Source organism: Klebsiella sp. w6, assembly GCF_033100215.1.
GTDB lineage: Bacteria > Pseudomonadota > Gammaproteobacteria > Enterobacterales > Enterobacteriaceae > Klebsiella > Klebsiella variicola.
This window is the reverse complement of the sequence record NZ_CP136907.1, coordinates 4,163,311-4,177,889: the sequence shown is the minus strand read 5'-3', so window position 1 is coordinate 4,177,889 and position 14,579 is coordinate 4,163,311. Positions and strand designations below refer to the sequence as shown.

Sequence of the window (14,579 nt, the reverse complement as noted above, 5' to 3'; positions counted from 1 at the left end):
TTTTTTTTATCACCAGGGGCAGGTACGCCGGGTGTTAATCTTTTTTGTTTATATTTTAACGCGGCTATCGTAAAGCATGGCGGGTGTATTTTTTAAATGCTTTATATAACAATGGTTTGTTGAAAATTATGTAACGGCTATCACATTGTTAATATGTTAATGATTGTGTTACTTAAATGTGAAATGTATGCTTCAATTATCAGTAGTCATCCATGTGTCATGTACCATCATCTCGACGGGGAGGCCCTATCATGTCTGCTTTGTTAAAAGCCAGCCGTAATGATGCGATAATAGCCCGTTGTTTACAGACTATTTCCCAGCTAATTCCACTGACTTCAGCGGTCTTTTATCGAGTAAATAATCGTTTAAAACCCGAAAGCTATATATTGCATAATATTTCCGATAATACGCACCAACAATATCTGGAAAACTTCCAGCCGCTGGATCCGCTTCTGCCCTCGCATTTTAGCCACCAGAACACCACCGTGGCGGCGATGACGCCGCGGCTCTGCGACCGCAACCGCCATTACTATCATGAATTCATGTTGCCGAATAACGTACGCGACATGACCGAGATCTTTATTCGCCGCGAGCGGCGGATCATCGCCGGTATCTCGCTGATGCGCGACGTGCCTTTCTCCAGCGAAGAGCGCCAGCGGGCTCAGGCGGTGCTGCCGCTGGTGGAGCTGGCCATTCGCGACTGTCTGCAGGAAGACGATGACCTGCCCGCCATCCTGACGGCGAAAGAGCGGGAAATCGTCGGCATGGTGCGCGAAGGCGCCAGCAATAAGCTGATTGCCCGCCAGCTGGATATCTCGCTCTCGACGGTAAAAACGCACCTGCGCAACATTTTCGCCAAGACCGAAGTGGTCAATCGTACCGAACTGGTTTCCCGAACCTGGATGCCGGCCGCTCAGCGTACGCTGCATCTGTGATCTGACTTTCGCATCCCGCGCGCGCCGTGGCAGCACGGCGTTTTCCTGATGCCTGTGGGTATCACTCCCTGGAGGATCCTCCGGGGGGAGGCTTTTTTGACCGGAGCACGCCTACGATGTCGAGTACCCCTCTCACTGATAATGCGCTTTCCCGGCCCGCCGGGCTGGTGGTCTCCCTGCGTTTGCTGGCGGCGATCGTGATTTTTGCCGCTATTGCACCGGGTATTCTGATGACCGCGCCGGCGGTGGCGGCGCAGCTGGCCAGCGAATGGCAGCTTAAACCTGGGCAGATCGGCTGGCTGTTCTCGGCGGAGCTGGGGGCGATGAGTCTGGCGACGCTCCCGGCGTGGTGGTGGATGAGCCGCCTCGACTGGCGGCGGGTCGCCCTGATGGCCGGGGTGGTGTTTCTGACCGCCAACCTCGCCTCGGCGGTGGTCACCCAGTACGAGACGCTGCTGGCGGCGCACTTTCTCGCCTCGCTGGCGGGCGGCACGCTGATGATTTTGTGTATCAGCTGCGCGGCGGGGACGCCGAACCCGTCGCGGGTCTACGCCTTTTGGGTGCTCGGGCAACTGCTGTTAGGCATGCTTGGCCTGCTGGTGCTGCCCGGCCTGTTCGCGACCTTTGGCCTGAAGGTGGTTTATCTGATCCTCGCCGCCATTATGCTCTGCTGTTTGCCGCTGGTGTCCGCTTTCCCTCCGCGCTTTCAACCGCTCTCTGCCTCCCACCAGAAGCCGTCGACGGCGCTGTGGCGTCAGGCGCTGGCGGTGCTGGCGGTACTCACTTTCTATATCAGCCTCAGCGCAGTGTGGACCTTTATCGGCACCATCGGCAGCGCGGCGGGGCTAACCCCGACGCAGGTCGGTCTGGTGCTGGCGGCGGCGACGGTTTGCGGCATTATCGGCGCCGGCGGCGCGGCGCTGCGGGGTACCCAGCGGGCCGATCGTTTACCGGTGTGGCTGGGCTACGGCCTGCTGATCGTCAGCGTTGGGCTGCTGATCGGCCAGCCGCTGCTGGTGCGCTACGCCATCGCGGCGCTGCTGTTTAAGTTCACCTGGACCTTCGTGCTGCCCTTTATTCTTGCCCGTGTGGCCGGGCTCGATAGCAACGGCCGGCTGATGAACAGCATCAATCTGGTGATCGGCGGCGGCATGGCGGCCGGTCCGGCCTTAGCCGGGGCCTTACTGCAGCGTTTTGCCAGCGCCGACCCGCTGCTGGCGGCGGCAGGCGTCTGCGCGCTGCTGTCATTGATTTTGATTGCGGCGGCGTCCGCCGCCGGGAAGAGTTAGCCCACGGGAGGATAGAGTGAAAAGAAAAACCGGTTTCTTCTTTGATGAACGTTGTTTCTGGCACAGTACCGGCCTGCACGCGGTGACGCTGCCGGTGGGCGGGTGGGTGCAGCCGCCCGCCGGTGGCGGCCATGCTGAATCGCCGGAGACCAAACGGCGGATGAAAAACCTGATGGACGTCTCCGGGCTGACGCCGCAGCTGGCGCTGCGCAGCGCGGCGCCGGCGAGCCTTGAGGACCTGCGGCGGATCCACCCCGACAGCTATCTGGAGCGCTTCAAGGCGATCAGCGATAACGGCGGCGGCATGCTCGGCAAAGAGGCGCCGCTGGGGCCGGGCAGTTATGAAATCGCCTGTCTTTCCGCCGGGCTGGCCTGTGCGGCGGTGGAAGCGGTGCTGGAGGGGGAGCTGGATAATGCCTATTCGCTGTCGCGCCCGCCCGGACACCACTGTCTGCCGGACCAGTCGATGGGATTTTGTTTCCTCGCCAATATTCCCATTGCCGTCGAGCGGGCGAAAGCGCAGCTGGGGCTGGGCAAGGTGGCGATCATTGACTGGGATGTTCACCACGGCAACGGCACCCAGCATATCTACCTGCAGCGCGACGACGTACTGACTATCTCCTTGCATCAGGACGGCTGCTTCCCGCCGGGCTACGCCGGCGAGGACGATCGCGGCGTGGGCGCGGGCGAAGGTTACAACATTAATATTCCGCTGCTGGCCGGGGCGGGGGATGACAGCTGGCGCTATGCGCTGGAAACTATCGTCATTCCTGCGCTGGCGCGTTTTGAGCCGGAGCTGATTATTATCGCCTGCGGCTATGACGCCAACGCCATGGATCCATTAGCGCGGATGCAGCTACATAGCGACAGCTTCCGGGCGATGACCGAACAGGTCCAGCAGGCGGCGGATCGCCTGTGCGGCGGGAAACTGGTGATGGTGCACGAGGGCGGCTACGCCGAATCCTACGTGCCGTTCTGCGGCCTGGCGGTGATGGAAACGCTGAGCGGTATCCGTACCGAGGTCCAGGATCCGCTGCGGGAATTTATTCAGCAGCAGCAGCCGCGGGCGGAGTTCGCGCAGTTCCAGAGGCAGGCTATCGATCGGCTGGCGCAACGGTTTGGTCTGCTATAAAACGCCTCAGCTTCCCCGCTGTGATGGCGGGGAAGTCAATGCTTTCCCTTCTGCGATTCCACCGCGCATCCACTGACTTACCGCCTGATTAATCATCGCCAGCACGCTGAGCAGCAGCATCCGCTGCTGCGCTTCCAGCCGCAGATAACGGCGCAGCGGGGGCATTTTACAGACCACTTCGCTGGCGGCCCAGGGTTCAATGCTGCAGCGCCAGCCGCTACTATCAAAGGTCAGCGAAAAGCGGCGGTAATCCAGCTCGCTTAAGGTCTGCTGGAGATTAGGAAAACCGTTGAGATAGCTGGCGAGTTCCTCGCTGCCTTTGCCGCCGATAAAGCGGATCGGCTGGCGTTTCCACCAGCCGGATTGATGGGCGCGAATGTTACCGCGAGCGGGCCGGGTCACCGGCCCCTCGACGACAAACTCGCAGCTGTGAATGCTGGCCATAAACAGCCGCTTCTGACGCACGCTGAAGGTCACGGCGGTGGCGTCGTTCAATCGCAGCAATGCGCTGCGTTCGCTCAGCTTTTCGCACGGCCAGCCCGCCAGATCGCGCTGCACCGCGTTCATTAACGGCGTCTCAAACCAGGGGACGGAGGACATCTGGCGTCATCTCCCCGCGGATCTGTTTTTCATAATTGTTGATGGCGCGCTCCACCACCTCTTCCACTACCAGCGGCTTGAACGGATTGACGCGCTGCACACACACCGTCCAGAACAGGGCGTAAGCGGCGGTCAGGCCGAGCATTATGCCGAACGGTACCAGCACCTGGCGGCTGTCCATCCCGGGCGGCGTGATATTGACGATAGCGATGATGATCCCGACGCTGGAGATAATCTGCGGCAGCGGGAACCACGGCGAGCGGTAGGCGCGCGGCAGGTCCGGGCGGCGAATGCGCAGCATCACCACCGACAGCGTCACCAGCAGATAGGCGACGCCCCAGGCGCAGACCGCGGCGAGGATCAGCGGCACGATGCGGTCCAGATCGCCGTTCAGATACCAGGCGTGCAGGCAGGGGATCGCCACCCCGATGGCAATGGCGATCACCGGCGTCTTAAAGCGCGGGTGCAGCCAGGTCAGGAAGCGGGGCAGCGCGCCGTCCAGTGCCATGCCGTAGATAATACGCGGCACGGCGGCCATCAGCGTATTGATGGTGGCGCAGCCGGCCAGCAGCAGCCCGACCCCCAACCAGTACTGGCCGGCGTGGCCCATCACCCGTTCGGCGAAGGCCGGGATCGCCATCGGTGTATCCAGCAGATGGACGTTGTTGGCCGCGTCGAGCACGGTATTCTCCACCTGGCGGTTGATCGCCGCGCCGTAGATAAACATGCAGCTGGCGACTCCCAGCAGGCCCAGCGCCATCGCCCGCGGAATAGTGCGGTGGGCCTGTTTAATCTCCGGCGCCATCGGCGTCACCAGTTCGCAGCCGACGAACATAAACATCGCCATGCCGATATAGCCGAACAGACCGTTGATATCGCTGATGTTCAGCGGCGTGCCGAACCAGCCGGAAAGATGAGTCACCGGCGCCATAAAAATGCCACACAGGCCGAAAATAGTCAGTGTGGTCCACATGCCGAAGGTCAGCACCACTTCGACCTTGCCGAAGATTTCCACGCCGATGGCGTTGAGCAAGCCGAAAATCACCACCATGCCGACACCCACCATCCAGGTGTTCTGGTGGGCGGCCATCTGAGCGTTGATCGATTCGAAGTTCACCAGCGCCATAATGCCCGCCAGGATCGTCTCCGCCGTCCCGGCGAAAATATGGACGATCAGATAGGCGCACAGCGCGCCGGTGATGGCGAAGAAGCGGCCCATGCCGCAGGAGATATAGTCGTACACCGAACCGGTGGTAGGAATGAGCGTCGCCGCCTCGGCAAAGGTGGTGACCTGCGCCTGCATCATAATAAAGGCCAGCAGCACCGCCAGCGCGAAGGTATCGCCGCCCATGCCGAAGCCGCTGGTGACCGTCAGGATCACCGGGCTGGCCATGATCAGCCCGACGGAGCTGGCGAGGGTGGTCGGGAAGCCGACGACGCCGCGCTCAAGATGGCTGGCGAGTCTGTTACTAAACATAGTCAACCTCTGCACAATAATGGGGTAGGGCAGGGAATAGCCAGCGCCACTCCCGGATAGTCATAATTTAGGCGGGCATCCTGCTCAATGAATATCGTCCGGAAGGTGGAGGGCGGCGCATGATTCTGTGACGCAGTCGATGAATGTCGCGGTGGATAAACAACATGACCCCGAAAACCGGGGCCATCCGTCTTGCCACGTTGCGCGTATTTCTGCCGGATGGCGGCTGCGCCTTATCCGGCCTACGGTCCGTGCGGCCTGCCTTTAATTTATTCACCATGCTGACTGAAACGCCGGTGTTGGCGGCCTCAAAACCCCCGGTGGCGCTGCTGCTTACCGGGGCTACAGCGCTGTGCGATTTGGTAGCCCGGAGAAGGCGCAATGCGCCGCCTCCGGGTCCCCCTGTGCGCTCCCTGCGCCGCCGGGCATTATCAGCGTGTTAGCGCGTCTCGACGTTCGCCAGGTAGTGCTTCACAAAGCGCGGCGTCAGGATTTTCCACTCCACTTCGGTGCCCTGTTTAACAAACCAGCTGTCGCCCGGCGCAAAGCGCTGCGGCTCGCCACCGGCGACGGTCAGCTCCACTTCGCCTTCCAGCACGGTGGCATGCTCGGTAAACGGATAGGTCATGGTAAAGCTCCCCTCAGTGGACGAAAACAGTCCGCAGGTAAAGGCGTCCTGCGGCTCGCCGTAGATCATCGCCCCGGCCACCTGCGGGTCTCCCGCGGTCGGCGTCGCGCCGAGCAGGCTGACGCTGCCTATCGGCTGCAGGTCAGGTACCGGGTGTTTAAGTTTAAAAGCGTGCATAGCGTTCTCCTGGTTAACTCCGGCCTTTCCAGAAACCGGTGGTTTGATGCATCAATTTTCCGGCTGTGACTAATAGCAAGCGCAGGCTGTCACGGCCGTGGATGGTCGCGTGGGGGATGCTGCTCAGCAGGCGATAGCGGTCGGAACCGCCGTTGATCCCTTCGGCGAGGATTTTGCACACGATGTGCGACGGGGTGACGCCGAAGCCGGAGTACCCCTGGACGTAAAAGACGTTGTTGTGATCGCGTAGGGTGCCGATCTGCGGGAACAGGTTGGCGCTACAGGCCATCGGCCCGCCCCAGGCGAAATCGATCTTCACATCCTTCAGATAGGGGAAGACCTCCGCCAGCAGGGTGCGATTCCAGGCGGCGAAATCGTTCGGCGTATATTCCACAAAGCGAGTCGCGCTGCCGAACAACAGGCGATTTTCCCGGGTGACGCGGTAGTAGTTAATCACCGGGCGAATATCGCTGAAGGCGCCGCGCAGTGGGCTGATGCGCTCGATCAGTTCATCGGAAAGGGGCTCGGTTGACACCTGATAGGAGTAGGTCACCAGCGTCTTGTTGTAGATCTCCGGCTCCATATTGTTGAGGAAGCTGTCGCAGGCCCACAGTAGTTTGGCGGCTTTGACGCTGCCCATCGCGGTGCGTACCCGCACCTGTTTGCCGTAATTCACCTCCACCACTGGCGAGGATTCGAAGATCTTTACCCCCAGCGAATGGGCGGCCTGCGCCGAACCGAGCAGCATATTGAGCGAATGGATCTGCCCGCCGCCCATATGTTTCAGCGCGCCGCAGTAGACCTCGGAGCCAACCACCTGCTGCACCTCTTTGCCGGTATACAGTTCGATTTCTTCATCCGGGGTAGCGGCTTTAAACTCCTTCTCCCACTGGCGCAGCGTTTTGAGCTGCCGCTGGTTATAGGCGAGATAGCCGTAGCCGGGGACGAAATCGGCGTCGATATGGTATTTGCGGATGCGTTCGCGAATGATGCCCGCGCCGAGGTTGGCGATTTTAAACAGCGTCTCCAGCCCCTCTTTGCCGACGTGCTTTTTCACCGCTTCGATGTCGTGACCGATACCGGCCATCACCTGGCCGCCGTTGCGCCCGGTACCGCCGTAGCCAAGATGGCGCGCCTCCAGCACCACCACGTTGGTGATACCCTGTTCCGCCAGCTCAAGGGCGGTGTTAATCCCCGAGAAGCCGCCGCCGATAATCACCACGTCGGCTTCAATATCTTCCCGCAGCGCCGGGAAATGGAGGTGGTATTTCTTCGTCGCGCCGTAGTAGTTCAGCGCATCGATTTTAATGTTCATCGCGTTACCCTGTGGTCTTGCCTGGCTCAAGGTCCTCATCACAGCACGCCATGCGGGCGTTGAATATCGTCCGGAAGAATGACGTTCTTTAGAACGATGGGCGGCGCAGAGCAACCGTGCTGTGATAGGCCAACTTTGCTAAAAAAACGGGTGCTGACGATGAGCGAGATAACCTTACTGGCGGAAGTGACCGCCTTTTTACGCCAGCCACACGGGCAGTTTATTGCCGGTCAACGTGAGGCGGGCCACGGCGCGCCGTTCGCGGTGGTTAACCCGGCCACCGGTCAGGCAATTGCTGAGGTGACGGCAGCGGATGAGGATCAGGCGGATCGCGTCATGGAGAGCGCCCGCCAGGCGTTCAGTCAGTGGCGTGAGATGCCGACGCTGGCGCGCGGTACGCTGCTGTTGAAGCTGGCGGATGCCCTGGCTGAGCATCGCGAAGCGCTGGCGCAGCTGGAAAGTCTCTGCTCCGGCAAGACCATCATGCTGGCGCGGATGTTGGAGCTGGATCAATCGGTGGCGTTTTTGCGCTACTTCGCCGGCTGGGCGGGGAAAGTCACCGGCGAAACGCTGGATGTCTCGCTCCCCTCCATGAACGGTGAGAAATATACCGCCTTCACCCGCCGCCAGCCGCTGGGGGTGGTGGTCGGCATCGTGCCGTGGAACTTCTCCATCATGATTGCCATCTGGAAGCTGGCGGCGGCCCTGGTCTGCGGCTGCACCATCGTCCTCAAACCGAGCGAGTATACGCCGCTGACGCTGCTGCGCGTGGCGGAGCTGGCGAAAGCGGTGGGTATCCCGGATGGGGTGATTAACGTGGTCAACGGCACCGGCGGCGAGATTGCCCAGCGGCTGATGACGCATCCGGCCTGCGCCAAGGTGAGCTTCACCGGCTCGGTGGCCACCGGTGAAAAAGTCCAGCAGTCGGCCTGCGCGTCAGGTAAACGGGTGACCCTTGAACTGGGGGGCAAAAACGCCGCGCTGTTCCTCGATGACCTGACGCCGGAGGCGATGGTCAACGGCATTATTGAAGCCGGCTACCTGAACCAGGGGCAGATTTGCGCCGCTGCGGAGCGTTTTTATCTGCCGCAGGGCAAACTGGATGCAGTGCTGGCGCTGCTGAAAGACAAGCTCAGCGCCTTCGCGCCGGGATCGCCGCTGGATGAACAGACGCTGATGGGGCCGCTGGCCAACCGCCAGCAGTACGAGAAAGTGCTCAAACTGATCCAGACCGCGCGCGACGAGGGGGATACCATCGTCTGCGGCGGCGAAGCGCTGCCGGGAGAGGGGTATTTCCTGCAGCCGACTGCGGTCAAAGTCCGCAGCGAAGAGAGCACCCTGATGCGCGAGGAGACCTTCGGTCCGGTATGCAGCTTTATCGGCTATCGCAGTGAAGAAGAGGCGCTGGCGCGGATCAATGCGTCGCCATATGGCCTGGCGGCCAGCGTCTGGTCCGATAATATTCGCCAGGCGCTGCGCTACTCGGAGGCGATTGACGCCGGCATCGTGTGGGTCAATATGCATACCTTCCTCGACCCGGCGGTACCGTTCGGCGGCATGAAGGGCTCGGGCATCGGACGCGAATTCGGCAGCGCGTTTATCGATGATTATACGGAGCTGAAGTCGGTGATGGTGCGCTATTAACCGCCGCTCAGCGACATAGCGCTGTCATGTGTCGTTTTGCGCCAGATGGGCGACACATCCTGCGCCTTCTGGCCCTGAAACCGGGAGGGGGCACTGCCTCGCTTCCGGGACTCTTTTTCCCTTCGCGGATCCTTTCTTCCCCTCGTTATCCGCCATTGCCGTAAAAAAAATCAGCAGATTATCTTTTTTGCCCGCCAGGACTTGTTTGACATTAGATAATGAGTATAGTTCTCATTCTCTTTTTCATTCGTAATTTTGGCAAGGTTCGAGCTGCGCCAGTGAGTCGTTCACTAAGAGTCGCGAAGGCGTAGGGTGACGTAAAGACAGCAGGCTGGAAACAGACAATATCGGTCGCTGCGCGTCCATCGGGTCATTGATTTTTTATAGGGTTGATCCAATGAAATACACACTTCCGACGTTGACGCTGGCCATCAGCGCGGCGTTAAGCGGCTGCGCGACGCCTCATTCCTCTGCCGTTTCCCAACCGGTTGTCGACTCGCCAGCCCCTAACGTGGCGCAACCGCTGCAGCGCCAGCTAGCGGAAGGGCTGTACGAGATGGCGTTAAGCCCGCAGGGTGATGCGCTGTACGTCGCCAGCGCCGAAGGCTTTAAAAATGTGCAGGGCGGGGCGGTCTACACACTGGATCCGCACACCCTCAATACCATCGGCCTGACGCACACCGATCTGAAAAACTTCGCTTTACAGCTCTCTGCGGAGGGTAAAACGCTGTATGTCAGCAATTCGCTGGACGGCGGCATCAGCGCTATCGACACCGCCACCGGCAAGGTAAAAAACCGCCTGCTGTTCAGCGAGCGCAATGAAAAAGGTCGCCCTTATGGGGCCCGTCAGCTGCTGTTGCTGAACAATACTCTCTACGTTGGTGCGGTCGCCGACCCGGCGCAAATCTGGGTGGTTGACGCCACCACTCTGAAGCTGAAAACACGGATTAAAAATACCGGTAAATGGATGACCGGCCTGCACTACTCCGCACAAACCGGTCGCGTGTACGCCGCTAACGGCAGCGGTGAAATTCTGGTGATCAACCCACATAACCAGCGCATTGAACAGCGCTGGAAGCCGCTGGGCGACAAGCCAGCGCTGCTGCTTAATATGGCCGAAGATAGCGACACCGGCCGCCTGTTTGTGACTGATAACTCGAAAGCGAAAACCACTCTGGTGCTGGATATCCACAGCGGCAAGCTGCTTAAACAGCTCGACGTCGGCGATTCGCTGGCAGTGCAGTTCAATAAGAAACGCCACGAAATTTATATTTCGCAGCGTGAATCCGGCAAGGTTATCAGCCTTGACGCCAGCCGCTACACGCTGAAGAAAAGCTGGGCGCTGCCGGCCAATCCCAACAGCCTGCTGCTTTCCGCCGATGGTCAGACGCTATTTGTCACCGTCAAACAGCCCTTCAATAAAGACCACTCCACAAAAGGCCCGGACAGCGTCGTACGCATTGACCTGAACGCGCAATAAAAATAACGGGTCCGGCGACGGGCCCTTTGATTCATTTATCCTCATCCATGGGGCAAATTATGCACACCACGCACTATTCATCCTTCCCGCTGCGTAAAACGCTGCTGGCCTTAGCCATCGGCGCTGCCAGTCAAACGGCGATGGCCGCGGACGCTGCCGCCGCGAAGCAACCTGGCGAAGAGACCCTCATCGTCGAGGCTAACGAAACCAGCGATTTTAAATCCGGCGGCGACCTGGTGGTTCCGGCATTCCTCGACGGGCAGATCGCTCACGGCGGCCGTCTGGGGATGCTTGGCGAACAAAAGGCGATGGACGTTCCTTTTAACGTTATCGGCTATACCTCGAAGCTGATTCAGGATCAGCAGGCGAAAACCATCGCCGATGTCGTCAGTAACGACGCTGGCGTGCAGGCCGTACAGGGCTACGGCAACTTCGCCGAGACCTATCGAATCCGCGGGTTTAAGCTCGATGGCGATGACATGACCATGGGCGGCCTGGCGGGCGTGGTGCCGCGTCAGGTGATGGACACCCAGATGCTGGAGCGCGTTGAAATTTTCAAAGGAGCTAACAGCCTGCTTAACGGTGCGGCCAGCAGCGGCGTCGGCGGGATGATTAACCTTGAGCCGAAACGGGCGGAAGATCTGCCGACCGCGCGCGTTGGCGTCGACTATACCTCTGATTCTCAGGTGGGCGGCACCCTCGACCTGGGACGCCGTTTCGGCGACAACAACCAGTTCGGCGCCCGGGTCAACCTGGTGCATCGCGAGGGTGAAGGCGCTATCGATAATGATAAACGTCGTACTACGCTGGCTTCGCTGGGGCTTGATTACCGCGGCGACCGTTTCCGCTCCTCGCTCGATTTCGACTACCAGAAGAAAACGTTCCACGGCGGTACGATGGGCGTCAATATCAGCGGCGTGGATTTCGTTCCGGCGCTGCCGGACAACAGCAAAAACTACAGCCAGAAGTGGGGCTATAGCGATATCGAAAGCGAATTCGGCATGGCGAAGGCAGAATATGACCTGACCGATAGCTGGACGGTATACAGCGCCCTCGGCGGCCAGCATTCGCATGAAATTGGCACCTACAGCGCGCCGAAGCTTCTGAATAAAAACGGCGATGCGACGGTGGGCCGCCTGGATACTAACCGCATTATTGACGCGATCAGCGGCATGGGCGGGGTACGCGGCGATTTCAATACCGGCGCGATTTCGCATAAGGTGAACCTCGGCTATGCGGCGCAGGTGCATACCGATGCTACCGCCTGGCGGATGTCGGCGAAGAATCCGACCACCAATATCTATGACAACCGTGATGTGGCGATGCCGGATAACGCCTATTTTGGCGGCAACTACCACGATCCGCTGGTCACCTCGCGCAGCCGTACGCAGGGCTGGCTGCTGAGTGATACCCTCGGCTTCTTTAACGATAAAGTGCTGTTTACCGCCGCCGCTCGTCATCAGAAAGTGGTTGTGCGCAACTACAGCAACGCCACCGGGCTGGAAGATACTTCTTCGCGTTATACCCAAAGCCGCTGGATGCCGACGTTTGGCCTGGTGTACAAGCCGTGGGAGCAGCTGTCGCTGTATGCTAACCATACCGAAGCGCTGCAGCCGGGCTCTGTGGCGCCGACGACGGCGGCCAATGCCGGGCAGAGTACCGGGATCGCGCACTCGAAGCAGGACGAAGTGGGCGTCAAGATCGACTACGGAACGATCGGCGGATCGCTGGCGCTGTTTGAAATCAAAAAACCGAACGCTATTTCCGATACCGCTGGCAATTACGGCCTCGACGGCGAGCAGCGTAACCGCGGCGTAGAGATGAACGTCTTCGGCGAGCCGATGCTGGGGCTGCGTCTTAACGCCAGTACGGTGTGGCTGGATGCCAAACAGACTAAAACCGCTAAAGGCGCAACCGACGGTAAAGATGCCATCGGGGTGGCTAACTTCTACTCGGTGCTCGGCGCCGAGTATGATATCAAGCCGGTGGAAGGCCTGACCGCCACTGCGCGCGTCAATCATAGCGGGTCGCAGTATGCTGATGCGGCCAATACCAAGAAGCTGGATAGCTACACCACCCTGGATTTAGGCCTGCGCTATCGTATGCGCCTGAACGCCGACCAGAACGAAATGACCTGGCGCGTCGGGGTGACCAACGTGACCAACGAGAAGTACTGGTCTGGCATTGACGATACCGGTACCTATCTGTTCGAAGGCGATCCGCGTACCGTGCGCGTCTCAATGAGCTACGACTTCTGACGCTAAAAAAGCGGGGCGGGCGGCTGACGCTCGCCCCGCGCAACTTGCGACAATTCCCCCTAAGTGATAAAAGGTGCCCCTTCACAAAAACACACAGGGGAACGACGTGAAAGACGCGTCAACGTCGTCGGATGCCGTAGAAGAGAGCGGCCCGACGCTTCATCGCGGTTTACAGAACCGACACATTCAACTTATCGCCCTTGGCGGCGCGATTGGTACCGGCCTGTTTCTTGGCATTGGTCCTGCGATTCAAATGGCTGGCCCGGCGGTCTTATTGGGCTACGCCGTGGCCGGGATTGTCGCTTTTCTGATCATGCGCCAGCTGGGCGAGATGGTGGTGGAAGAGCCAGTATCCGGCTCCTTTGCCCACTTTGCCTACAAATACTGGGGCCCGTTCGCTGGTTTCCTGTCCGGCTGGAACTACTGGGTGATGTTCGTGCTGGTAGGGATGGCGGAACTGACCGCCGCCGGGATCTACATGCAGTACTGGCTCCCCGACGTGCCCACCTGGGTTTGGGCGGCGGCCTTCTTCCTCATTATTAACGCCGTCAACCTGGTCAACGTCCGTCTGTATGGCGAAGCGGAGTTCTGGTTCGCACTGATTAAGGTGCTGGCGATTATCGGCATGATTGCCTTTGGCCTGTGGATGCTGTTTGGCGGCCACGGCGGCAGCAAAGCCGGGTTCGACAACCTGTGGAAACACGGCGGCTTCCTCGCCACCGGCTGGCACGGTCTTATTCTGTCGCTGGCGGTGATTATGTTCTCCTTCGGCGGGCTGGAACTTATCGGCATCACCGCCGCCGAAGCGCAAAACCCGGAAAAGAGCATCCCGAAAGCGGTGAACCAGGTGGTTTATCGTATCCTGCTGTTCTATATCGGTTCGCTGGTGGTGCTGCTGGCGCTCTACCCGTGGGTGGAGATCAAATCCGACAGCAGTCCGTTTGTGATGATTTTCCATCATCTCGACAGCAACATGGTGGCCTCCGCGCTGAACTTCGTCATTCTGGTGGCCTCGCTGTCGGTCTATAACAGCGGTGTGTACTCCAACAGCCGGATGCTGTTCGGCCTGTCGGTGCAGGGCAATGCGCCGACGTTCCTCGCCCGCGTCAGCAAACGCGGCGTGCCGGTGAATTCGCTGCTGCTGTCAGGCGTCATTACCTCGCTGGTGGTGGTGCTGAACTACCTGCTGCCGCATGAAGCGCTGGGGCTGCTGATGGCCCTGGTGGTGGCGACGCTGCTCCTGAACTGGATCATGATCTGTATGGCGCACCTGAAGTTCCGTGCCGCCCAGCGCCGCAAAGGGCGTGAATCGAAGTTCAAAGCGCTGCTGGCGCCCGCCAGCAACTACTTCTGCATTGCTTTCCTTGGGTTGATTCTGGTGCTGATGTGCACTATCGACGGCATGCGCCTGTCGGCAATCCTGCTGCCGGTGTGGATCCTGTTCCTGTTTATCGCCTTCAAACTGCTGCGCCGCCCGGCGTAAGCGAGACGTCCCGCCGTCCGGCGGGGCTGCCTGCCTTTTTATTGTGATCCTCTTCGCAGGTGGGGAATTTGCCTGACGATCTTCTTTTTGTAATCGATTACTTTTGTGTTGAGCTATTTTGTAATCGATTACTTTTCTGAGGGCGAGCAACATGGTCACAA

The 14,579-nt window shown here is 59.7% G+C and carries 11 protein-coding genes; 7 read left to right on the top strand and 4 right to left on the bottom strand.

What is annotated here, in order from left to right; all coding sequences use genetic code 11:
- The first annotated feature begins 251 nt into the window (after nt 1–251).
- The 3 genes from R0140_RS20510 to R0140_RS20500 all read left to right on the top strand — a co-directional run bounded on the left by R0140_RS20510 (nt 252) and on the right by R0140_RS20500 (nt 3,356).
- Entirely contained in the window at nt 252–935 is a 684-nt protein-coding gene (locus R0140_RS20510) for a response regulator transcription factor (protein ID WP_012968769.1), read from the top strand.
- Between the two features lie 116 nt (nt 936–1,051).
- Nucleotides 1,052–2,224 (top strand): MFS transporter, encoded by a 1,173-nt coding sequence (locus R0140_RS20505; RefSeq protein WP_317703885.1) that lies wholly within the window; start codon nt 1,052–1,054, stop codon nt 2,222–2,224.
- A 16-nt stretch (nt 2,225–2,240) separates the two neighbouring features.
- Nucleotides 2,241–3,356 carry a class II histone deacetylase gene (locus R0140_RS20500; protein ID WP_032734918.1) on the top strand — a complete coding sequence of 372 codons (1,116 nt, stop codon included), beginning with the start codon at nt 2,241–2,243 and terminating at the stop codon, nt 3,354–3,356.
- A gap of 6 nt (nt 3,357–3,362) precedes the next feature.
- Here the strand turns inward: R0140_RS20500 and R0140_RS20495 are convergent, their stop codons facing one another.
- The 4 genes from R0140_RS20495 to R0140_RS20480 form a co-directional block, all read right to left on the bottom strand.
- Complete coding sequence (locus R0140_RS20495; protein ID WP_032734919.1) at nt 3,363–3,956, bottom strand: DUF3156 family protein; 594 nt, start codon at nt 3,954–3,956, stop codon at nt 3,363–3,365.
- Entirely contained in the window at nt 3,934–5,433 is a 1,500-nt protein-coding gene (locus R0140_RS20490; RefSeq protein ID WP_019704885.1) for an APC family permease, read from the bottom strand. Before R0140_RS20490 ends, R0140_RS20495 begins: the two co-directional genes overlap by 23 nt.
- 439 nt (nt 5,434–5,872) lie before the next feature.
- On the bottom strand, nt 5,873–6,238 hold the full coding sequence (locus R0140_RS20485) for a cupin domain-containing protein (protein WP_002892824.1): 366 nt from the start codon (nt 6,236–6,238) through the stop codon (nt 5,873–5,875).
- Between the two features lie 13 nt (nt 6,239–6,251).
- Nucleotides 6,252–7,553, bottom strand: a complete 1,302-nt coding sequence (locus R0140_RS20480; protein ID WP_032734921.1) for an NAD(P)/FAD-dependent oxidoreductase — start codon at nt 7,551–7,553, stop codon at nt 6,252–6,254.
- A 159-nt stretch (nt 7,554–7,712) separates the two neighbouring features.
- Here R0140_RS20480 and R0140_RS20475 point away from each other — a divergent pair, with 159 nt between their 5' ends.
- The 4 genes from R0140_RS20475 (at nt 7,713) to pheP (ending at nt 14,418) form a co-directional block, all read left to right on the top strand.
- Nucleotides 7,713–9,197, top strand: coding sequence for an aldehyde dehydrogenase family protein (locus R0140_RS20475; protein ID WP_317703884.1), 1,485 nt, complete (start codon nt 7,713–7,715; stop codon nt 9,195–9,197).
- A gap of 397 nt (nt 9,198–9,594) precedes the next feature.
- Nucleotides 9,595–10,677: a YncE family protein gene (locus tag R0140_RS20470; RefSeq protein WP_022065420.1), complete on the top strand. Its 1,083-nt coding sequence runs from the start codon at nt 9,595–9,597 to the stop codon at nt 10,675–10,677.
- Between the two features lie 59 nt (nt 10,678–10,736).
- Nucleotides 10,737–12,935 carry a TonB-dependent receptor gene (locus R0140_RS20465; protein ID WP_317703883.1) on the top strand — a complete coding sequence of 733 codons (2,199 nt, stop codon included), beginning with the start codon at nt 10,737–10,739 and terminating at the stop codon, nt 12,933–12,935.
- 106 nt (nt 12,936–13,041) lie between these two features.
- Complete coding sequence (pheP, locus tag R0140_RS20460) at nt 13,042–14,418, top strand: phenylalanine transporter (protein ID WP_012968762.1); 1,377 nt, start codon at nt 13,042–13,044, stop codon at nt 14,416–14,418.
- Nucleotides 14,419–14,579 lie beyond the last annotated feature (161 nt).